General features: G+C 64.5%; 18 protein-coding genes. 11 read left to right on the top strand and 7 right to left on the bottom strand.

All coding sequences use genetic code 11. The features are described from left to right. Positions 1 to 160: 160 nt before the first annotated feature. Together HYG81_RS20880 and HYG81_RS20875 are read left to right on the top strand one after the other, a co-directional pair. The gene (locus HYG81_RS20880; RefSeq protein WP_180841623.1) at positions 161 to 1,399 is read left to right on the top strand and encodes a mandelate racemase/muconate lactonizing enzyme family protein; all 1,239 of its coding nucleotides are present in this window, start codon (positions 161 to 163) and stop codon (positions 1,397 to 1,399) included. A gap of 254 nt (positions 1,400 to 1,653) precedes the next feature. Further along, entirely contained in the window at positions 1,654 to 3,852 is a 2,199-nt protein-coding gene (locus tag HYG81_RS20875; RefSeq protein WP_226376003.1) for an alpha-amylase family glycosyl hydrolase, read from the top strand. Positions 3,853 to 3,870: 18 nt separating this feature from the next. On the opposite strand, the gene HYG81_RS20870 is transcribed toward HYG81_RS20875, so the two are convergent. The 3 genes from HYG81_RS20870 to HYG81_RS20860 are packed head-to-tail and all read right to left on the bottom strand — an operon-like array spanning position 3,871 to position 7,027. Continuing rightward, positions 3,871 to 4,773 carry a sugar ABC transporter permease gene (locus HYG81_RS20870; RefSeq protein ID WP_180841622.1) on the bottom strand — a complete coding sequence of 301 codons (903 nt, stop codon included), beginning with the start codon at positions 4,771 to 4,773 and terminating at the stop codon, positions 3,871 to 3,873. Further along, on the bottom strand, positions 4,773 to 5,786 hold the full coding sequence (locus tag HYG81_RS20865) for a carbohydrate ABC transporter permease (RefSeq protein WP_180841621.1): 1,014 nt from the start codon (positions 5,784 to 5,786) through the stop codon (positions 4,773 to 4,775). The genes HYG81_RS20870 and HYG81_RS20865 overlap by 1 nt, the downstream gene beginning before the upstream one ends. Before the next feature lie 26 nt (positions 5,787 to 5,812). Next, positions 5,813 to 7,027, bottom strand: coding sequence for an extracellular solute-binding protein (locus HYG81_RS20860; protein WP_180841620.1), 1,215 nt, complete (start codon positions 7,025 to 7,027; stop codon positions 5,813 to 5,815). 299 nt (positions 7,028 to 7,326) lie between these two features. On the opposite strand from HYG81_RS20860, the gene HYG81_RS20855 reads away from it, so the two are divergent. Then, positions 7,327 to 8,463, top strand: a complete 1,137-nt coding sequence (locus HYG81_RS20855; RefSeq protein WP_180841619.1) for an ABC transporter ATP-binding protein — start codon at positions 7,327 to 7,329, stop codon at positions 8,461 to 8,463. 123 nt (positions 8,464 to 8,586) lie between these two features. Here HYG81_RS20855 and HYG81_RS20850 read toward each other — a convergent pair whose 3' ends face one another. Then, positions 8,587 to 10,629: a DUF7997 domain-containing protein gene (locus HYG81_RS20850; RefSeq protein WP_180841618.1), complete on the bottom strand. Its 2,043-nt coding sequence runs from the start codon at positions 10,627 to 10,629 to the stop codon at positions 8,587 to 8,589. 192 nt (positions 10,630 to 10,821) lie between these two features. Here HYG81_RS20850 and HYG81_RS20845 point away from each other — a divergent pair, with 192 nt between their 5' ends. The 4 genes from HYG81_RS20845 to HYG81_RS20830 all read left to right on the top strand — a co-directional run bounded on the left by HYG81_RS20845 (position 10,822) and on the right by HYG81_RS20830 (position 14,843). Further along, the gene (locus HYG81_RS20845) at positions 10,822 to 11,880 is read left to right on the top strand and encodes a TrmB family transcriptional regulator (RefSeq protein ID WP_180841617.1); all 1,059 of its coding nucleotides are present in this window, start codon (positions 10,822 to 10,824) and stop codon (positions 11,878 to 11,880) included. A gap of 138 nt (positions 11,881 to 12,018) precedes the next feature. Then, the gene (locus tag HYG81_RS20840) at positions 12,019 to 12,672 is read left to right on the top strand and encodes a bifunctional 4-hydroxy-2-oxoglutarate aldolase/2-dehydro-3-deoxy-phosphogluconate aldolase (RefSeq protein WP_180841616.1); all 654 of its coding nucleotides are present in this window, start codon (positions 12,019 to 12,021) and stop codon (positions 12,670 to 12,672) included. A 99-nt stretch (positions 12,673 to 12,771) separates the two neighbouring features. Next, a complete protein-coding gene (locus tag HYG81_RS20835) occupies positions 12,772 to 13,896 on the top strand; it encodes a S1C family serine protease (RefSeq protein WP_180841615.1) in 1,125 nt (374 codons plus the stop codon). Next, the gene (locus HYG81_RS20830; protein ID WP_180841614.1) at positions 13,893 to 14,843 is read left to right on the top strand and encodes a TIGR03557 family F420-dependent LLM class oxidoreductase; all 951 of its coding nucleotides are present in this window, start codon (positions 13,893 to 13,895) and stop codon (positions 14,841 to 14,843) included. Before HYG81_RS20835 ends, HYG81_RS20830 begins: the two co-directional genes overlap by 4 nt. Before the next feature lie 39 nt (positions 14,844 to 14,882). On the opposite strand, the gene HYG81_RS20825 is transcribed toward HYG81_RS20830, so the two are convergent. Continuing rightward, entirely contained in the window at positions 14,883 to 15,104 is a 222-nt protein-coding gene (locus HYG81_RS20825; protein ID WP_180841613.1) for a hypothetical protein, read from the bottom strand. A gap of 156 nt (positions 15,105 to 15,260) precedes the next feature. Between HYG81_RS20825 and HYG81_RS20820 the strand changes: the two genes are divergently transcribed. Beyond that, positions 15,261 to 15,440 (top strand): protein translocase SEC61 complex subunit gamma, encoded by a 180-nt coding sequence (locus tag HYG81_RS20820; RefSeq protein WP_180841612.1) that lies wholly within the window; start codon positions 15,261 to 15,263, stop codon positions 15,438 to 15,440. Beyond that, positions 15,440 to 15,877, top strand: coding sequence for a transcription elongation factor Spt5 (locus HYG81_RS20815; protein ID WP_180841611.1), 438 nt, complete (start codon positions 15,440 to 15,442; stop codon positions 15,875 to 15,877). Before HYG81_RS20820 ends, HYG81_RS20815 begins: the two co-directional genes overlap by 1 nt. Positions 15,878 to 16,234: 357 nt before the next feature. Here HYG81_RS20815 and HYG81_RS20810 read toward each other — a convergent pair whose 3' ends face one another. Further along, positions 16,235 to 16,522: a DUF7565 family protein gene (locus HYG81_RS20810; RefSeq protein ID WP_180841610.1), complete on the bottom strand. Its 288-nt coding sequence runs from the start codon at positions 16,520 to 16,522 to the stop codon at positions 16,235 to 16,237. Positions 16,523 to 16,756: 234 nt separating this feature from the next. Between HYG81_RS20810 and HYG81_RS20805 the strand changes: the two genes are divergently transcribed. Next, on the top strand, positions 16,757 to 17,185 hold the full coding sequence (locus tag HYG81_RS20805; protein WP_180841609.1) for a hypothetical protein: 429 nt from the start codon (positions 16,757 to 16,759) through the stop codon (positions 17,183 to 17,185). Positions 17,186 to 17,222: 37 nt separating this feature from the next. Beyond that, a complete protein-coding gene (locus HYG81_RS20800) occupies positions 17,223 to 17,972 on the top strand; it encodes a PHP domain-containing protein (protein ID WP_180842946.1) in 750 nt (249 codons plus the stop codon). Between the two features lie 44 nt (positions 17,973 to 18,016). Here HYG81_RS20800 and HYG81_RS20795 read toward each other — a convergent pair whose 3' ends face one another. Further along, the gene (locus HYG81_RS20795) at positions 18,017 to 18,478 is read right to left on the bottom strand and encodes a DUF5615 family PIN-like protein (protein ID WP_180841608.1); all 462 of its coding nucleotides are present in this window, start codon (positions 18,476 to 18,478) and stop codon (positions 18,017 to 18,019) included. Positions 18,479 to 18,480 lie beyond the last annotated feature (2 nt).

The following is an 18,480-nucleotide window of genomic DNA, read 5'->3' as shown; positions in this document are numbered from 1 at the left end:
GGACGACTTCGGTCGGCGATTCTGGCTCGATCGAGCGGCGGTGCCGTTCGCAAGCGGTGGGTTCATTTCCGTTGATTCCCAATCACCGACCACGCGCACCCCCGGACCTTGCTCACGGAAGGTAGAAACTATTACTACCTTAGGAGTGAAAATCCGCCTTATGGGAATCGATTACTCACAGCTGCACGATCCGAACGCTGAGTATACGATGCGTGACCTCTCGAGCGAGACGATGGGAGTCACCCGTGAACGCGGCGGCGACCGGGATGTCGAGATCACCGACATCCAGACGACGATGATCGACGGCAACTTCCCGTGGACGCTGGTACGGATCTACACTGACGCGGGGATTACCGGCACCGGTGAAGCCTACTGGGGAGCCGGCGTGCCGGAACTGATCGAGCGGATGACGCCCTTCCTGCAGGGCGAGAACCCGCTGGACATCGACCGGCTGACCGAGCACCTTGTCCAGAAGATGTCCGGCGAGGGCTCGATCGGCGGCGTCACGGTCACCGCGATCTCGGGTATCGAGGTCGCGCTGCACGACCTCGCCGGAAAGATCCTCGGCGTCCCGGCCTACCAGCTGCTAGGTGGCAAGTACCGCGACGAGGTCCGGGTCTACTGCGACTGTCACACCGAGGAGGAAGCCGATCCCGACGCCTGCGCCGACGAAGCCGAGCGCGTCGTCGAGGAACTGGGGTACGACGCCCTGAAGTTCGACCTCGACGTTCCCAGCGGTCACGAGAAGGACCGCGCGAACCGACACCTCCGCGACCCCGAGATCGAACACAAGGCGGAAATCGTCGAGAAGGTCACGGAGCGCGTCGGCTCGCGGGCCGACGTCGCATTCGACTGCCACTGGAGCTTCTCGGGCGGCAGTGCGAAACGACTCGCGGAGCGCCTCGACGAGTACGACGTCTGGTGGCTCGAGGACCCCGTCCCGCCGGAGAACCACGACGTCCAGCGGGAGGTCACCCAGTCGACGACGACGCCGATCACCGTCGGCGAGAACGTCTACCGGAAACACGGCCAGCGCCGCCTGCTCGAGGAGCAGGCCGTCGATATCGTCGCGCCGGACATGCCCAAGATCGGCGGCATGCGCGAGACGCAGAAAATCGCCGACCTCGCGGATATGTACTACGTGCCGGTCGCGATGCACAACGTCTCCTCGCCGGTCGCGACCGTCGCCAGCGCCCACGTCGGCGCGGCCATCTCGAACTCGCTCGCGGTGGAGTACCACTCCTACGAGCTCGACTGGTGGTCGGACCTCGTCGAGGAGGACGTCATCGAGGACGGCTACATCGAGGTCCCGGAGGAACCCGGCCTGGGTGTCACGCTGGACATGGAGACCGTGGAAGAACACATGGTCGAGGGCGAGGAGTTGTTTGACGAAGCGTGAGCTTCGTCACGCTCGCTGAGCAACGCTCAGCGTTGTTCGACGCGGCGTAAGCCGCGTCGAGCCAGCAAATCTCTGATTTGCGTTGTTCGACGAAGCGTAAGCCGACATCGAACCAGCCAATCTCCGGTTCGCGCCGTTTGACGAACGACGAGGTCGCACCGTCGTTGACAGCGACGGTGACTGCAAACCCGCTCTGTTACAATTGTGGTGTACTACTACACCACAAATTTATCACCCGAGCCGGAAGGAATCCCATGGATCAGCGACGACTGCGCGCAGACGGGGGCGAAGCCGAGTCCGATCGCACGTTTCGGAGCGGCGACGGATCGCACCACCCCGGTCCGCCGCGATTCGTCACCGTCGGCGATGGAATCGTCGATCCGAACGGGAACGAGATGGAGAGCCGCGACGATCTCGCACCGCGGAACCCGGACAGTGACGGGACGTACGCGTGGCGGGTGCTCGAGGCTCCCGACGGTTCGACCGCGGCACCGACCGACGCTCCGGTCGCCGAGTTCGAACCGGACGTTCCGGGCGAGTACACGCTCGCGCTCGAGGCACCCGACGGGACGCACGAACTGACGGTCCGCGCGTTTCCCGCGGCCGACGCGGACGCGCCGCGACCGCGGGTCGAACTGGACGCGACGGTCGCGGACGGTCGGGTCCGGCTCTCGGCGACCGCGAGCGTCGTCGGCGACGGGGAGCCGACCGTCGAGTACGTCGTCGACGATCGGAACGAGGACGTGCTCGAGTCGGACGGGACGATTCCGGTCGCTGCGATCGACGAACCGGTCCGCATCTACGCCGTCGCGGTCGACGAGCGCCACTCCGTTCCGGACGCGATCGATCTAGTGCCCCGTGACGACGAGCCGGCCGTCAGCGTCGTCCACCCCTTCGAACCGCCCGAGTGGGCCGTCGATTCGATCGTCTACGAAATTTTCACACGGCGATTTCCGGATTCGGACGAACCCACGTTCGAGACGATCGCAAACCGGCTCGACCACCTCGAGCGCCTCGGCATCGACGTGCTCTGGCTGACGCCGTTTCTCGAGGCAGAAAGCGGGTTCGGGACGCCGATGGAGCACGGTGGTCCACACGGATACAACACGACGGACTACTTCAGCGTCGATCCGGCTCTCGGGACGATGGCCGACTTCAAGGCGCTGGTCGACGCCTGTCACGACCGCGATATTCGAGTCGTCTTCGATCTCGTGATCAACCACACGGCGGACGCGCACCCCTTCTACGAGGCCGCCGTTGACGAGACGCATCCCGAGCACGAGCGCTACCGCGACTGGTATCGCTGGGACGATTTCGACGCCCGCGACCCGGACACCTACTTCGGCTGGGACGACATTCCCAATTTGAACTACGCCAATCCGGCGGTCAGGGAGTATCTGCTCTCGGTCGTCGACTTCTGGGCCGAGCGCGTCGACGGCTTTCGCGCCGACGTCGCCTGGGGTGTCCCCCTGAGCTTCTGGACCGAGGTCTACGACCGGGTGAGCGGCACGGACAGCGACTTCTTCCTGCTGGACGAGACGCTGCCGTCCGACGTCGAGATGGGCGGCGGCCGGTTCCACATGCACCACGACGACGTGCTTCACGAGACGCTCGAGCGACTGGGCGAGTCGACCGCGGACGAGGACGGGGACGAGCGCACCGCCGAGATGGCGGCACCTATCGAGGGGGACGCGGTCGCAGACGAGTTTGCGGATTCCGCGGCCGGGCTGGACACGACGACCGCCGATGCGATCCTCGAAGCGATCGACGAACGGCAGCGCAGGGGTGCCCACCCCGCCTCCCAGTGGCTGCTGTACGTCGAGAACCACGACACCGATCGCTATCTCACCGAGTACGGACGGGCGGCGCAACTGGCCGCGAGCGCCGCGACGTTCACTCTCCCCGGGTCGCCGATGCTCTACTACGGGCAGGAGACCGGCGTGACCGGACGACGTGAGCCGATGAACTGGGGATCGTTCGACGGGGAACTACTCGCGCACTACCGGCGACTGATCGATCTTCGGAAGTCGGAACCGGCGCTCCGATCCGCCGCCGACCTCGAGCGAATCCCGTACGAGAGCGAGACCGACGCCGTTGCGTTCGCCAGGGAGGATCCGGCGAGCGATCGCCGAGTCGTCGTCGCGTTGCACTTCGGTGACGGCGCGGCGACGGTGCGGATCGGCGAGTCCATCAACGGGATCGATTTGCTGACTGGCGAGGCGTGTATTGAGGAGGGTGATGATGGCGAGGAGGGTGATGATGGCGACGATGGTGACAATGGCGAGGAGGGTAACGACGGCGACGATGGTAGCAATGGTGACGAGGGCGTCAATAGCGACAATGGTAACGGAACCGACTCGTGGACGCACGCGCTCGCCGTGGACACTGCCGTCGTGCTCGAGAGCGACACTGCAAGCACAGGGAAATCCGGTCGGGATGCAGCGAAACGGTAACAACAGTAGTGAGAGGGTTCAGCCGTCCATCCCACCGAAGGAGAGGCCGCTCTCGACGTAACTCTGTGCGAAGAAGTAGATGATCGCAACCGGCAGCGCGAACAGGAGCGCGAACGCCGAGAACTCGGTCCACGGCGTCTCGTAGCGCCCGGCCGTCGCGAGCGAGTAGAGTTCGACCGAGAGCGTGTAGTTGTCCGGCCGGAGCAGCGTTCGAGCAACGATGAACTCGTTCCACCCCGCCAGGAAGGTAAAGACCAGTACGACGGCGATGCCGGGTTTCGAGAGCGGCAGGATCACCTCGCGGATGACGTCCCACCGCCCCGCGCCGTCGACGATCGCCGCCTCCTCGTAGGAGACCGGGATGTTGTCCATGAAGGTCTTGAGCAACCACGTGTTGAACGGGATCGCTCCCGCCGCGTAGAACAGTCCGAGCACGAGGAGGCTGTTGCTCAGCCCGAGGTTGACGAACAGGGCGTACAGCGCGACGAGGGTCGCGACCGAGAGGCCGGCACCGACCTGCGTGAACAGGACGTAGCCGTAGAGCACCTTCTCCCGGCCGACGAAGTCCCGCCGTGAGAGCGCGTACGCACCCGGGACGACCACCGACATCGAGACGCTGACGGTCACAAAGACGACGATCAGGCTGTTGACCAGCGCCTCGGAGAAGTCCGATTCGAGGATCACCCAGCGGTAGGCCTCGAGGTTGTAGGTCGACGGATCGGCGAAGATGCCTTCGGAACTCATTAGCCCGGACCCCTGTGAGAGCGAGGCCGCGAAGATCCAGTAGACGGGGAACATGAGGACCACCAGGATACCGATCGCACCGCCGGTCGCGGCGACTGTCTTGGCAATATCCAGCGGACTCCGCCCGCTACTCTCGTCTCGATCGCCGACTTCCGTTTCCGATTCGGATGCTGTCATTACGTGTTCACCCCTTCGGCGAGATTGCCCTTCTTCACCGCGAGCCACATGAACGCGCCGATGAACGCGATAGCAGTTACCATGATCGCTGACCCGAACGCGTACTCATTGAGTTCGTAGGCCTCGCGGAAGCCGTACACGATAATGAGTTCGTTCTGCCGAGACGGACCGCCCTGATTGAAGACCCACGGGATGAGGAACTGCTGAAACGACGTCGCCGCGGTCAGGATCGATCCGAACATGACTGGCCGTTTGATCGACGGGAGCGTGACGTGACGGAACCGGCTCAGGAAGCCCGCACCGTCGACTTTCGCCGCGTCGTGGAGCTCCGCCGAGACGTCCTGAAGCGCGCTCACGATGATGATCACCATGAACGGGTACGCCAGCCAGACCTCCGTCGTGATATAGGCGAAAAAGGCGCTCCACCGACCGCTGAGCCAGCCGATCGGCAGCTCCAGCAGCAGTAGTTCCGGCGCCGCGACATCGAACAGCCCCGTGACCGACAGCACGGCGTCGTTGTATCTGTAGAGCAGTTCGTTCAACGGCCCGAACCGAGCGCCGCTGAATATGCCCCGCCAGACCGTGATCGTGAAGATCGTCGGGAACCCCATCGGAATGATGACCGCGGCTCGGAGGTACCGCTTTCCGAGCACGCGGGCGTGAGTGAGGACCATTGCGAGCCCGAGCGAGAGCGCGATTTTGATTACTAGGCTCACCGCGACGAACAGCCACGTAGCTCCGAGGGAGGTCCAGAACTGCGAATCGGAGAAGAGTTCGACGTAATTGTCGACCCCGATCACGCTCGAGCCGCCCCCGATGACCGTGCCGGCGTGAGTCGCGTCGGTCACCGACAGGTAGAGCAGGAACGTGATCGGGAACAGCATGAAAGAGCCGAACAGGACGACTCCGGGTAGCACGAGCAAGATCCCGAACAGATCGTACTCCCGGAGGCCGGTCGGCAGTCGGCGCCGACCGCGTTCGGACACGCGTCTGAGAAATGACGATGTGGACATGGGATGGCAGTGTCAAACGCGGTCAGTTAGTCCCAGCGGCTCCGAATCTCCTCGGCGGCGGTTGCCATCGATTCGTCGGCGCTCGACTGTCCGTTGAAAACCCGCTGGAGGCCGTCCTTGACCGGCGTCCAGACGTCGCCGATTTTCGGGTCGGTCGGCAGGGGAACGCCCATCTCGACGGTCTGGGCGAACGCTTCGACGTCGTCGCCGAGTTCGTCGGACTGCGTGTACTCCTGATGGACCGGGATCAGCCCGTGGTCCTGGGCATTGCTCAGGATCACGTCTTCGGTGGTCGTGTACCACTCGGCCCACTCGAGCGTCGTCTCGAGCGCCGTGTCGTCCGCGGACTCGAGTTGCGTCGTGAAGTACCACGTCTGGACGCCCGTGTACGGCGACGGCTCCCCGCCGTCGATGTCGGGAAGCGGTGCGACGGTCGCGTCGACACCGGCATCGCGGAAGCTGCTGATTTGCCACGGCCCGTTGATCGCATACGGCGCGTTCCCTTCGGAAAACGTCGGGATCTGTGATTCGGGACTGGGATCCTCCGCGACGTACGGCCAGATGGAACTCTCGAGGAGTTCGATCCCCTCGATGAACGCGTCGTCTTCGATACCGAGTTCGCCGTTCTCCTCGTCGAAGACGGTCCCGCCGAACGCGTTCAGGAACGCGCTGACGAAGTAGGTCTCGATCGCGGGCACCGAGAGACCGTACTGGTTGTTGTCCGGATCGTAGTGATCTTCCATTACCTCGACCATCTCCGAGAGCGTCTCCGGCGGTCCGTCGACCAGGTCCGGGTTGTACATGAGCGAAACGGTCTCGGCCGCATAGGGGAGCCCGTGTACCGCGCCGTCCCACTGAACCGCCTGTGCGGCGGCCTCCGTGAACGTGCTCTCGAGGTCGACTCCGATGTCGTCAGCGGCGTCGTAGACGAAGTCCTGTTCGTGGTACTGGCCGATCCAGTCGTGGGCCCATGCGAACGTGTGTGGTCCGTTGCTCGCCGGTAACGCCGTCTCGAGTTGCGATTCCATCTCCGAGATGTTCTCGGCGTTCATCTCGTCGTCCCGCCCCTCGTTGAACGTACCGAGATGCTCCTCGAGCGAGTTCTCCTCGCCCGCTTCGAACTGCGTCCACAGCATCGTCCCCTGGTCGCCACCGCCGAGCAATCCACCGAGACAGCCCGCGACTGTCAGCGTCGTAATCCCGCCGATACCCTTGAGCGCGTTCCTGCGATGCAGTGTCATGGTAAACGGTGATGAATAATATCTTCACATATTTAGTTGTTAGGATGGAGCCTCACCGGACCGGATCGCGATCACTTTAGCGGACAGTATATGCTACATATCGACCTTTTAGGGAACAAGGTCGGTTTCTCTGTGCACCTTCAACGAGCTGAAGCGTCGCTATCTGGCGTCGAATTTCCTCGACTGAGAATCCGATTACATCGCAATCAACAGGGAAGTATATATTTGGTGTAATATTACTTCTCAAATTCCTAATTTTGGGAAAAGGTTTTACCCTCCCTCGTCGAACGAACAGGGAAATGGCACGAGTAACGGTCGAATCGCTCCGGAAGGAATACGACACCGGGTCGGTCGTCGCCGTCGACGGCCTCGACCTCGAGATCGAGGACGGCGAGTTCGTGACCGTCGTCGGACCGTCTGGCTGCGGGAAGACGACGACGCTCCGAATGTTATCCGGCCTCGAGCAGTCCACGTCCGGCCGAATTCGGATCGGCGAGGAGGACGTGACGGACGTTCACGCGAAGAACCGGGACATCGCGATGGTGTTCCAGAACTACGCGCTCTATCCCCACAAGACCGTCTTCGAGAACATGGAGTTCGGGCTTCGGATGAGCACTGATCTGAGCGAAACCGAGCGCGAGCGACGGGTCGTCGAAACGGCCGAAATGATGGGCATCGAGGACCTGCTCGAGGACAAACCGGACGAACTCTCCGGCGGCCAGAAACAGCGCGTCGCGCTCGGGCGCGCGATCGTCAGGGAGCCCGACCTGTTCCTGTTCGACGAGCCGCTCAGCAACCTCGACGCCAAGCTCAGAACGAGTATGCGCGCGGAGATCCAGCGGCTCCAGCGAGAGCTCGGGATCACGGCCGTCTACGTCACGCACGATCAACACGAGGCGATGACGATGGGCGATCGGATCGTCATCCTCGACGGCGGCGAACTCCAGCAACAGGGGAAGCCGACCGAGGTCTACGAGAATCCAGTCAACGAGTTCGTCGGCGGCTTCATCGGGTCGCCATCGATGAACTTCGTCGACGTCGCCGTCGAATCCGACGGTGACCGGCTCCGCTTGGCCGGTCCCGACGGCGGGTTCGAGTTCGACCTCTCCGCGGCGTACGTCGGCCGCCACGAGGACGCCCTCGACTCGAGTCGGTACACGCTCGGAATCCGACCGGAGAACGTCTCCATCACCGATAAAGGCGCGGCTAACTCGATCACGGCGACCATCGACGTGGTCGAACCCGTCGGCTCGGACAACTTCCTCCACCTCGATCTGAGCGACGAGTTCATCGCCCGCGTCGACTCGGACGTCGACTTCGATCCCGGCGACCGGGTGACGCTCACGTTCGACGAAGCGGACGTCCACCTGTTCGATTCCGAAACCGGTCGCAACGTCCTCACCCGCGACCGCGATTCCCCGACCGTCACGCCCTGAAGCGGTCGAATCGGCGGTTAAACGGCCCATTTCTCGTTTGGTTCCGCTGTGCGAAGCGCCGTCGATCATCGAACAGAATAATCGAACCACTACTTCTATCGAGCCGCCGTCCCCGCCCCCGCCTCAGTCCTGCAGCGGTGCGCGACCCTCGGCGTCCGCGAGCGCGGACGATGCGGGTTCCTCGAGGGCGCTCGCGGTCGCCAGTCGGACGGCGTGGGGCCATCCCAGCGGCGTGGCGCTGTCCGGCGTGCCGTCGTCGAACACCTGTTCGGGAAGGTAGCCACCGGGCCGCCGGAGCGCTCCGTCGGGACCGACCAGTTCGAACAGGTCGCGCGCGCGTTCGTCGAATCCGGCGGTCTCCTCGCGGTCGCTCGCCGCCAGGAGGTCGCGAAGTTCAACGGCGGCGTGTGCGCCCCAAGCGGTCGTCACGGTCCAGATCTTTTCGCCGTCCTGCTCGCGGACTCGCCAGGGATCCCCCTCGAAGCGAGCGAGTCCGTCGACCGGTCCCTCGGGATCGCGGTAGAGCCCGTCGAGCGTCGTCTCGACGTGCGAGACGAGTCGGTCGAGCCGGTCGTCGTCGACTCCCTCGAGGGCGTCGTACTCCCGGTGGGCCGCGGCCAGCGCGAGCGTGCTCCCGTCGAGTCGGTCGTCCACCGCACCGTCGTCGGTCCGCATGGCGTAGACGCCGCGTTCGGGAACCCAGAGCTCGTCGAGGGCGTCGTAGACGGTTCGTGCACGTTCTCGAGCCCGAGCCGCGAGCGCCTCGTCGACCGGTGCCCGAGCGATCGCGGCGTAGGCCTCGAGAAACGTCGCCGCCGTGTGCGTGAACCGGCCGGTCATGTTCTCCCAGGCGTTCTGGACGCGTTCGGGCAGGCCGTCGACCGCGAGGGAGTCGTCCAGCCCGTCGAGGGCCGCCGCGAGGGCCTCCCGGACTCGTTCGTCGGCCGGGTCGACGTGACGGAGATACGCCGCGAGAAACGCCGCGACGCTCGCGGTCTGATCGGCCTGATACTCCTCGGACTCGGACTGGCCCTCCTCTACCCGTCCGTGCGCCCAGCCGGGTGCGATCGCGCCGTTGTGCGGCCACACCCGGTGGGGCCAGGTGCCGTCGGACAGCTGCGCGTCGACGTAGAAGCGGGCGCTCTTCGCGTGCCACGCCTCGAGCCCGAGTGCCAGCCGCCGGTCGGCGTCGAGCAGGGACCGGGCGATCTCGGCGTCGTCGCGGAACCAGGTGTAGCCGTAGCCGCCGGAGTACCGGTAGAACGGGTCGAACTCCGGGCCCGCCATCCGCGCACCCGTCGGCGCACGCAGGAGCGCGAGCGCACGGAGGTCCGCGAAACCGCCCTCGACGCCGCCATCGGGATCGGGAAGCCGATCGCGAGCCTGCTCGCGGCCCGCCTCGAGTATCGCTTCGCGGTCGGCGTACTCGGCCACATCGGTCCGAACCTGCTCGAGCGCGTCGGTCCGGTCGCCGTCCGAGAGCAACGTTGCGACGGTCGCGCTCGGCGACGAGCCAGTGAGATCGATTTCGGTCGTCGCGATCGGACTGAGGCGGGCCTCCTCGTAGCGGTCGTCGGTCGGTGAGCGCGGAAAATCGGTCGGCTCCGCCGCGAGTAACTCCGCGAATCGCTCGGGGACCTGCCCGGTCACGGACAGTGTCGTCGAGGCCGCGAGGAAGTCGTGCTCGGTGTCGTGGTGGACCTCGACGACGTCGCCGTGGCGGAGCTGTCCGACTCGTCCCGCTCTCCCTTCCGGGGCGAACCCGACGCACGCGCGGAGGGTGACGTCGGTCGCGATGTCGCTGTCCTCCTCGAGCACGAAGTGGGTTAGGTGGAGTCGACCGATCGTGACGTCGTACTGGACGCAGGCCGCGTCGCCGACCGCGTGTGTCGTTTCGACGACCGCCGTATCGTCGACGTAGCGCTGCTCGCCGTCGTCGAACCAGCGGACGTCGCCATCCGCCTCGAGCCCGAACCGAGAGCGTTCGATGCCGGCGAGCCCCGAGAGCGGGTAGGAGTAGTCCCTGATCGATCCGTCGGGTGCGACGTGAACCAGTCGTTCATCGAGCCCGGAGAAGAGTCCCGCCGTCGATCTGCGCTCGCCGGGAAACCGCCGCGGATCGCCCTTCGTCCGCTTAAAATCGTTGAGGGCACCGTGTAGTTCCATCGTTCTCTCAGTTCACTCCCGAGGCAATAAACTTTGTTGAAAAATGTATTCTCACTTTTCCAGTCGTACGATCGCATCGCGTTCCGGTCAACGGACCGGGCGCTCGTCACATCGATCGGAACGGACGCGGACGGGTGGTCGGACCGAGCATATTTTACATCGACCGATCAATCTGTGACGTAACGAATACACATGGATGATGACGAGCTCGCCGAGCTGCTCGAGCGATTCGGCCTCTCCGAGAAGGAGACCGACACCTACCTCGCGATTCTCGACCACGGGGAGTCGAAGGCCAGCGCGATCGCTGACGCCGCCGACGTGTCCAAGCGCTACGTCTACAGCATCAGCGAGGAACTCGAGGAACGGGGGTTCGTCGAGGTCGACGACCACTCGGTGCCGACGGTGATCCGTCCCGTCCAGCCCGAAACGGTCGTCGAGCGACTCACGCACAGCGTCGAGGAGATCGAACCGGAGCTACAGGCGCGGTACACGACGACGGAGCGCTCGGACGAACAGTTCGAGGTCATCAAGTCCAGACAGACGGTGCTCAAGCGAATCGAGAGCCTGCTGGCCGGCGCCGAAACGGAAGTGACACTCTCCTTACCCGCGGAAATACTCCCGCGCGTCCGATCGACGCTCGAGGAGACGGTCGATCGAGGGGTCCTCGTTCTCCTCTTGCTTGGTGCGACCGAAGGGGACCAGGACATCGCGTCACTGGCCGGCACGGCCAGCACCGTCCGTACCTGGGACGCCCTCGTGCCGACGATGTTGACGGTCGACGGGCGGCACGGACTGCTCGCACCGAGTCAGATACTGACGACATCCGCGAGCGACACGCGGGCAATCTCCATCACGCAGGAGCAACTCGCTCCCGTCCTCGCCGGCTCGTTCCTGGCGAACTACTGGCCCACCGCGGAGGAGCGATACGTCACCACGCCGAACGAACTGCCCCGTACCTACGAGGGATTCCGGAACGCCGTCTTCCAGATCGCGCTCCACCGCGCGACGGACACGCGAATCGAGGCCGCCGTTACCGGCTCGCCGGTCGGAGACCGGGACCTCCCGTCGTCGCTCTCCGGCGAGGTCGTCGACGTCCGACAGAGCCTCGTCCGGCCCGTCACCTCGACCCTTCCGATCGAGAACGCGTTCGAACTCGAGGTCGACGGCGACCGGTACACCATCGGCGGCACCGGCGCGTTCCTCGAGGACTACGAGGCGGAGTCCGTCACGATTCGCCCGCTCGAGGAGTGAGCGGTCTGAAATTCGGATTATTTCGTCCATGAGTGAATTTATGTGGGCCAGGGGCGAACGCTCACCTATGACGGATCGTCTCAGCAGCGGCGGGATCGCAACCGAGGATCGAACGGCGGCTGCGGGAGGGCTGCACGGATGACCGAGAAACGGGTCGTCAGGGAACGGATCGTCGACGGCGGCGTCATTGCGGTCCTCCGCGGCGTCGATGAGAACCAAATCGTCCCGGTCGCCCGCGCGATGTACGACGCGGGGGTGGACGCGCTCGAGATCACGGCCGACGGGACGCGCGCGGCCGAGCAGATCGCGGCCGTCGACCGGGAACTCGCGGACACTGATGCGGTCGTCGGCGCGGGAACCGTCCTCGACGCGCCGACCGCACAGTCGGTGATCGACGCGGGCGCGTCGTTCGTTGTCTCGCCTCATACCGACGCGGACGTGGTCCGAACCTGCAACCGACACGGCGTCCTCGTCGCACCCGGAGCGATGACGCCCACCGAGGCCGTGACGGCGATGGAAGCCGGTGCGGATCTCCTCAAAATGTTTCCCGCGTCGACGGTCGGGCCGGGCCACATCGGCGCGCTCGCGGGGCCGCTCGGCGACGTCGACATCGTTCCGACGGGCGGCGTCTCGCGCGACAACGTCGCCGACTTCTTCGACGCCGGCGCCGTGGCCGTCGGTGCCGGCGGCGCGATCGTGGACGACGCGGCCATTGCCGACGGCGACATGGATCAGGTTCGAGCGACGGCGGCGTCGTTCGTCGACGCAGTCGAAGCAGCGCGCAGCGAGTAGTCGGACGGCGGCGCTCTCGGCGGTGCTTCTCCCGGGACGGCCGCAGTATGACCGTCTGAGTGTGCTGGTTGCCGTTTTATACCACTTGTCGGGGTCGCTATGGGCGTGACTCCAGATCAGCGCACGCGCAGACGAGTCCTGCGAGCGGTCGGGGCCACCGCGGCGATCGGCGGCCTCGGGGTCGGCTCGAGTGCTGCGCAGAACGGGCAGGACGGACAGAGCGGGCAAGGTGACGACGGTGTCGACAGTCCGTATACGGCGACGTATCGCGACACTATCGGGTCCGTCGTGCTAGTCACTGTCTCCGGCCCTCGCGGCGGTGGCGGACTGGGATCGGGATTCGTCATCGACGAGCAGCACGTCGTAACCAACAACCACGTCGTCCAGAGCGCGACCGAGGGCGGCGTCGAACTGCAGTTCAGCAACGAGGAGTGGCGGACCGCGTCGATCGTCGCAACGGATCCCTACAGCGATCTCGCCGTCCTTCGCGTCGAGGAGTTGCCCGACGGTGCGTCCGGACTGTCGATCGTCGATCGCGAGCCCGCAATCGGACAGGAGGTGCTCGTCCTCGGTAATCCGCTCGGACTCGATGCCTCGATCTCACAGGGCATCGTCAGCGGCGTCGATCGAGTGCTGCCCAGCCCGGTCGGCTTCTCGATCCCGGCCGCGATCCAGACCGACGCATCGGTCAATCCCGGCAACAGCGGCGGCCCGCTGGTGAGCCTCGAGGGAGAGGTGCTCGGCGTCGTCTTCGCCGGAGCCGATCAGACGATCGGCTTCGCGATCTCCTCCCGCCTCGCGAATCGGGTCATCCCCGCGCTCATCGAGGACGGCACGTACGAGCACCCGTTCCTGGGCGTCGGCGTCCAGCCCGTCGTGCCGGACATCGCCGAGGCGGTCGGACTCGAGTCGGCTACCGGCGTCCTCGTCACGGAAGTCGTGCCGAACGCGCCCGCCGACGGCGTTCTCCAGCCGGCGGTCCCCACCCGGCCCGGAAGCGGCGACGTAATCGTCGCCATCGACGGCGAAGAAGTCCAGAATCAGTCGCAGCTCCTCTCGTATCTCGCGCTCGAGACGTCGCCCGGTGACACGGTCGAGCTCACGGTCGTCCGGGACGGTGAGCAGGAGTCGGTGGAGGTGACGCTCGAGACGCGGCCGGAATCCCAGCTCCCACAGACACCGATTCCGGGAACGCCGGGCGAACGACCCCCGACGGAACCATGACCGAAATCGGCCACAAACTCATCTGTGAGGAGCACGGTCCGAACGATCTCGTCGAGTACGCACAGCTCGCCGACGACTCCGCGTTCGAGTTCGCCATGATCTCCGATCACTTTCACCCCTGGCTCGCGAGTCAGGGCGAGAGCCCGCTGGTCTGGAACGTGATCGGCGCGATTGCGCAGGCAACCGACGACCTGCGGCTGGGGACCGGAATCACCTGTCCGATCATCCGCGTTCATCCGGCGATCGTCGCACAGGCGGCAGCGACGGCCGCAACGATGCTTCCCGGCCGATTCTTCCTCGGCGTCGGCGCTGGTGAACAGTTGAACGAACACGTGTTGGGCCATCGATGGCCGGAACACGCCGTCCGACTCGAGATGCTCGCGGAGGCGATCGAGATCATCCGCACGCTCTGGGAGGGCGAGACGACCAGTTTCCACGGGGAGTACTACACCGTCGAGAACGCGCGGCTGTTCACGCTCCCCGACGAACTCCCGCCGATTCCGATCGCCGCAGACGGGCCGAACGCGGCCCGCTTTGCGGGCGAATTCGGGGACGGCTTCGTCGGCGTCAGCCCCGACCCGGAGCTGCTCGAGACGTTCAAGGAAGCGGGTGGCGACGGGCCGCGATACGGTGAGATCACCGTCTGTTACGACGAAGACGAGGCCAGAGCGGTCGAACGCGCACACGAGATCTGGGCCATCGAGGGGCTCCCGGGCGAACTGATGTGGGAGTTACCGACCCCAGTCCACCTGGAACAGGCGACGCAGGCCGTCTCGGAGGACGATATCAGGGAGTTGATCGTCTGCGGTGACGATCCCGACGAACACGTCGACGCGCTCGAGGAGTACGTCGACGCGGGGTACGACCGCGTCGTCGTCCATCAGATCGGCTCGAACCAGGCGGAGTTCGTCGAATTTTACGAGGAAAACGTATTCCCGTCGTTCTGAGTCCGCCGTCAGCGGCTCTCCGCCGGTTCCGCCGTCTGCTCACTCCTCTTCGGGCGCTTCTCGATCTGCTTCTTCCGGTTCCTCCTCCTCGAGGTCCTCGAGATCGTCCGCGTCCTCGCGGGGCGCGTTCTGGGTCCCGAGGTCGTCGTCGCCCTCGTCGACCTCGTCGGGATCGCGGTCGATCCGCTCGAGTTCGTCGTCGATCTCTGCCTCTCGTTCCGCCTCGTACTCGTTCGCTCTGTCGGCGTCGTCTTCTGCCATATGACCTGATTGGTTGCCAAGCGGTTTGGGCGCGAGGCCGTCGAGTGCAACGTCGCTGCTGACTCCGATCGAGCGCCGTTTTGAGCCCGGGACGACCGCGATCCGTCGGCGGACACGAAAGACAGATAAAAGACCCCGCGCTGTAAACAGACATACATGGACGTTCCGTACGACCTCACCTCGTACGTTCGGGTGTTGAAAATGGCGACGACACCCACTACTGAGGAGTTCCTTCAGGTGTCGAAAATCGCCGGTGCAGGAGTCCTGCTGATCGGTCTCGTCGGATTCCTCATCGGTACGATCATGGTGTTCCTGACCAGCGGTGGTGGCATCTAATGGGCATTTTCGCTGTCAAAACGACGGCGAGCCAGGAGCGCACCGTCGCAGACATGATCATCAACCGCGAGGAGCCCGATATCCACGCCGCGCTCGCGCCCGACTCGCTGACCTCCTACGTGATGGTCGAAGCCGAAGGCAACGCGGCTCTCAACCGCGTGCTCGAGGACATTCCCCACGCGCGGAGCATCGTTCCCGGCGAGTCCGACATCTCCGAGGTCGAACACTTCCTCTCGCCGAAGCCGGACGTCGAGGGGATTGCCGAGGGCGACATCGTCGAACTCATCGCCGGTCCGTTCAAGGGCGAGAAAGCACAGGTCCAGCGCATCGACGAAGGGAAGGATCAAGTAACGGTCGAACTGTACGAAGCGACGGTCCCGATTCCGGTGACGGTTCGTGGCGACCAGATTCGCGTGCTGGATAGCGACGAACGATAGTTCGTCGGACCATGCGAACGGCCACTTCGTGGCCGTGAGCAGACAGTGACGAGCGCTAACGCGCTTCTCAGTTACTGATATACCTTCTACTCGAGCACGGACGGTATCGCGCGGTTCGAGACGGTCCGGTCGATCGCGGCTGTTGATTCTCCGGGTGCATCACGCAGGCCAGCGATACGGACATCGACATGAGCCCTCGCTGTCGGTTGCTACCGCTACGAGCGCTGTCGGTCTCAATCGCTACGAGAAGAGTACTAGTGGTTTGACACTGAGATCGGGGTAAAATATCGTTCGCCATCAGTGGCCACTGATACCGAGATCAAGACTGACGGCTCTCAGGGAGCTACTATCGCTTCGTTAGCGTTTCAGTTCCGTGGCGATCGTTTGCATATCCGCGACGGACTCGATCTCCTCGAGCAACTCCTCGCGTTCCCGAACCGCTTCGGAACTGGCACCGTAGGCGCGAACGTATTCGGCGCGGCTGTGTTCGATAAAGGCGTGGCGGATGGCGAGATAGCCGTCCGGAACGATGGTGCCACAGACCTTACACTCGCGGCGCTGGTGGTCCGCCGCCTGATGGACGACGGCGGACTCGACGTCCTCGAACACTGAGCCACAGCCGTCGATCCCACATTTCCAGGCCATTCGATACTGGCAATCGGGCGGCCGCCCTAATCATCCTTTCGCAGCGACGTTCGTCGGCTATAGTACCAACTGAAAGTCGATGCACATCCGACCGCTCGACGGTAGCGCGGTTCGGAGCGAACAACGTGAGCGAGAATCGCGGACTGCACGATCGGTATGTAAATCGTTTCAGTTGGTACTATAGAAGACACGTGCCCGACAGAGCTTCAGCCCTCGAGATCCTCACCTCGGGGTATGCCGGCGACCAATCGCTCGGAGCTGGCGGCGTTCGACGCCGATCGCGTACGGCAGGCCGTCCAGGAGACGATTTCCGGGCCGTTGTACGCGTTCTGTGAGTACAACACGGAGTCGTTTCGACCGCTCTACCTCAGCGACGACACCGTCTCCACGTACGACAGTCGAGACGCGATGCTCGAGCACTTCGAGAAAATTCACACGAACGTCCACATGGACTTCATGCAGAGCAAACTCTTCCGAAACACGTTGTTTCCGGAGGCAGAGCGCGTCGAGTACATCACGACATCGATGGATTTCCTGAAGATTCTCCGCGTCTACGTCGGCGACGACGGCCTCTTCATTTCGGTCGATCCGGCGGAGCCGGTCGTCCCGATCGTCGACGCGATCAAGGCCACGCTCGAGTGGCCGGCAAATCAGAATTCATAACTCGGCGCTTGCGAAAGTGAGTATCGTGACCGATGGAGTGACGTTCCGAGTCGACTGTCACGTGAAGGTGCTCGACGACCGCGTGGTCGAGCGTGCGAAACGGGCCGGGCTCGACGCGATCGTCTACGCGCCTCACTTCACCAGACTTCCGGAGATTCGTGAGCGCGCGGCGGCCCACTCCGACGACGAGCTACTGGTCGTCCCCGCCCGCGAGGTGTTCACCGGATCGTGGCGACGGCGCAGACACGTCCTCGCAATCGGGCTCGAGGAGCCCGTCCCGGATTACATCCCCCTCGAGACGGCGATGGCCGAGTTCGATCGACAGGACGCAGCGGTGCTCGTCCCGCATCCGACGTTCGCGAACGTGAGCTTCGAGAAGCCCGATCTGCAAACGCACGCGGAGACGATCGACGCGCTCGAGATTTACAACCCGAGACACTTCCCACCGCACAACAGCCGCGCGCGCCGCCTCGCCGAGACGTTTTCTGTACCGCCGTTTACCTCTTCGTACGCCCACCTCCCGCGAACGGTCGGCGTCGCCCACACCGCGTTCCAGACGGCGATCGGGAGCGAGAGCGATCTGGTGACTGCGATCAAAGACGGACTCGCACGCCGGGTCGTGTACGACGACGGCCTCGAGCGGTGGACGACGACGGCGGCGGAACTCGGCCATCTCGTCTACGAGAACACGTGGAAGAAGCTCGATCGACTGTTCCTGTCGGGGACGGAGCCGACCCATCCCCAGCATATCGCGTACGACGGACGATTTGACGACGTGGAGCTCTAGGCGGAGAACCGAATCGTATTTCGTACTGACCCGTCCGGACCGCCCTATTCCTCGTCAGAGTCGGATACCCTCGAGAGTGTCTTCCCAACCCGATCCCAGTGACTGCCGCGCCAGAAGTGCTGGCCGCAGTCGCGACAGATCCAGACCTCGACGTCGGCCGCGTCGGGCGCGTACTCCGGCGTCGACGCCGTCGAATCGACGCTCTCGAGTGGGCCGTTACACCGGCCGCAGAAGGCGGGCTCGTCCGCCAGCGAGAGGTCGACGCCCGCCGCAGCCAGTTCTTCGAGTTGGGCCTCGGTATCTCGGGACTCGAGGAGGACCGCCTCGTCAGCGCGGGCTGCAAGCCGTTTGTCGCGCGTAACGACCGTCCGGTTTTCGTCCCGAGCGACGGCGAGAACGGAATCGTCGGCCTCGAGTCCGCGGTCGCCGGCGTACGCGGTGTCGTGATTGCACATTCGCAGAGAGGAGACGATGCCGCCGCACATGACGTCGACGAGCAAGCGCATAT

This window comes from Natrinema zhouii (assembly GCF_013456555.2).
GTDB classification, from domain to species: domain Archaea; phylum Halobacteriota; class Halobacteria; order Halobacteriales; family Natrialbaceae; genus Natrinema; species Natrinema zhouii.
Note: the sequence above shows the minus strand (reverse complement) of the source record. Positions and strands in the feature narration are given on the sequence as shown.

What these genes read in the sequence shown, in the direction of transcription:
- HYG81_RS20880 (WP_180841623.1), top strand. Translation starts at nt 161, where the DNA reads ATGGGAATCGATTACTCACAGCTGCACGATCCGAACGCTGAGTATACG.
- HYG81_RS20875 (WP_226376003.1), top strand. Translation starts at nt 1,654, where the DNA reads ATGGATCAGCGACGACTGCGCGCAGACGGGGGCGAAGCCGAGTCCGAT.
- HYG81_RS20870 (WP_180841622.1), bottom strand. Translation starts at nt 4,773, where the DNA reads ATGACAGCATCCGAATCGGAAACGGAAGTCGGCGATCGAGACGAGAGT.
- HYG81_RS20865 (WP_180841621.1), bottom strand. Translation starts at nt 5,786, where the DNA reads ATGTCCACATCGTCATTTCTCAGACGCGTGTCCGAACGCGGTCGGCGC.
- HYG81_RS20860 (WP_180841620.1), bottom strand. Translation starts at nt 7,027, where the DNA reads ATGACACTGCATCGCAGGAACGCGCTCAAGGGTATCGGCGGGATTACG.
- HYG81_RS20855 (WP_180841619.1), top strand. Translation starts at nt 7,327, where the DNA reads ATGGCACGAGTAACGGTCGAATCGCTCCGGAAGGAATACGACACCGGG.
- HYG81_RS20850 (WP_180841618.1), bottom strand. Translation starts at nt 10,629, where the DNA reads ATGGAACTACACGGTGCCCTCAACGATTTTAAGCGGACGAAGGGCGAT.
- HYG81_RS20845 (WP_180841617.1), top strand. Translation starts at nt 10,822, where the DNA reads ATGGATGATGACGAGCTCGCCGAGCTGCTCGAGCGATTCGGCCTCTCC.
- HYG81_RS20840 (WP_180841616.1), top strand. Translation starts at nt 12,019, where the DNA reads ATGACCGAGAAACGGGTCGTCAGGGAACGGATCGTCGACGGCGGCGTC.
- HYG81_RS20835 (WP_180841615.1), top strand. Translation starts at nt 12,772, where the DNA reads ATGGGCGTGACTCCAGATCAGCGCACGCGCAGACGAGTCCTGCGAGCG.
- HYG81_RS20830 (WP_180841614.1), top strand. Translation starts at nt 13,893, where the DNA reads ATGACCGAAATCGGCCACAAACTCATCTGTGAGGAGCACGGTCCGAAC.
- HYG81_RS20825 (WP_180841613.1), bottom strand. Translation starts at nt 15,104, where the DNA reads ATGGCAGAAGACGACGCCGACAGAGCGAACGAGTACGAGGCGGAACGA.
- HYG81_RS20820 (WP_180841612.1), top strand. Translation starts at nt 15,261, where the DNA reads ATGGACGTTCCGTACGACCTCACCTCGTACGTTCGGGTGTTGAAAATG.
- HYG81_RS20815 (WP_180841611.1), top strand. Translation starts at nt 15,440, where the DNA reads ATGGGCATTTTCGCTGTCAAAACGACGGCGAGCCAGGAGCGCACCGTC.
- HYG81_RS20810 (WP_180841610.1), bottom strand. Translation starts at nt 16,522, where the DNA reads ATGGCCTGGAAATGTGGGATCGACGGCTGTGGCTCAGTGTTCGAGGAC.
- HYG81_RS20805 (WP_180841609.1), top strand. Translation starts at nt 16,757, where the DNA reads ATGCCGGCGACCAATCGCTCGGAGCTGGCGGCGTTCGACGCCGATCGC.
- HYG81_RS20795 (WP_180841608.1), bottom strand. Translation starts at nt 18,478, where the DNA reads ATGCGCTTGCTCGTCGACGTCATGTGCGGCGGCATCGTCTCCTCTCTG.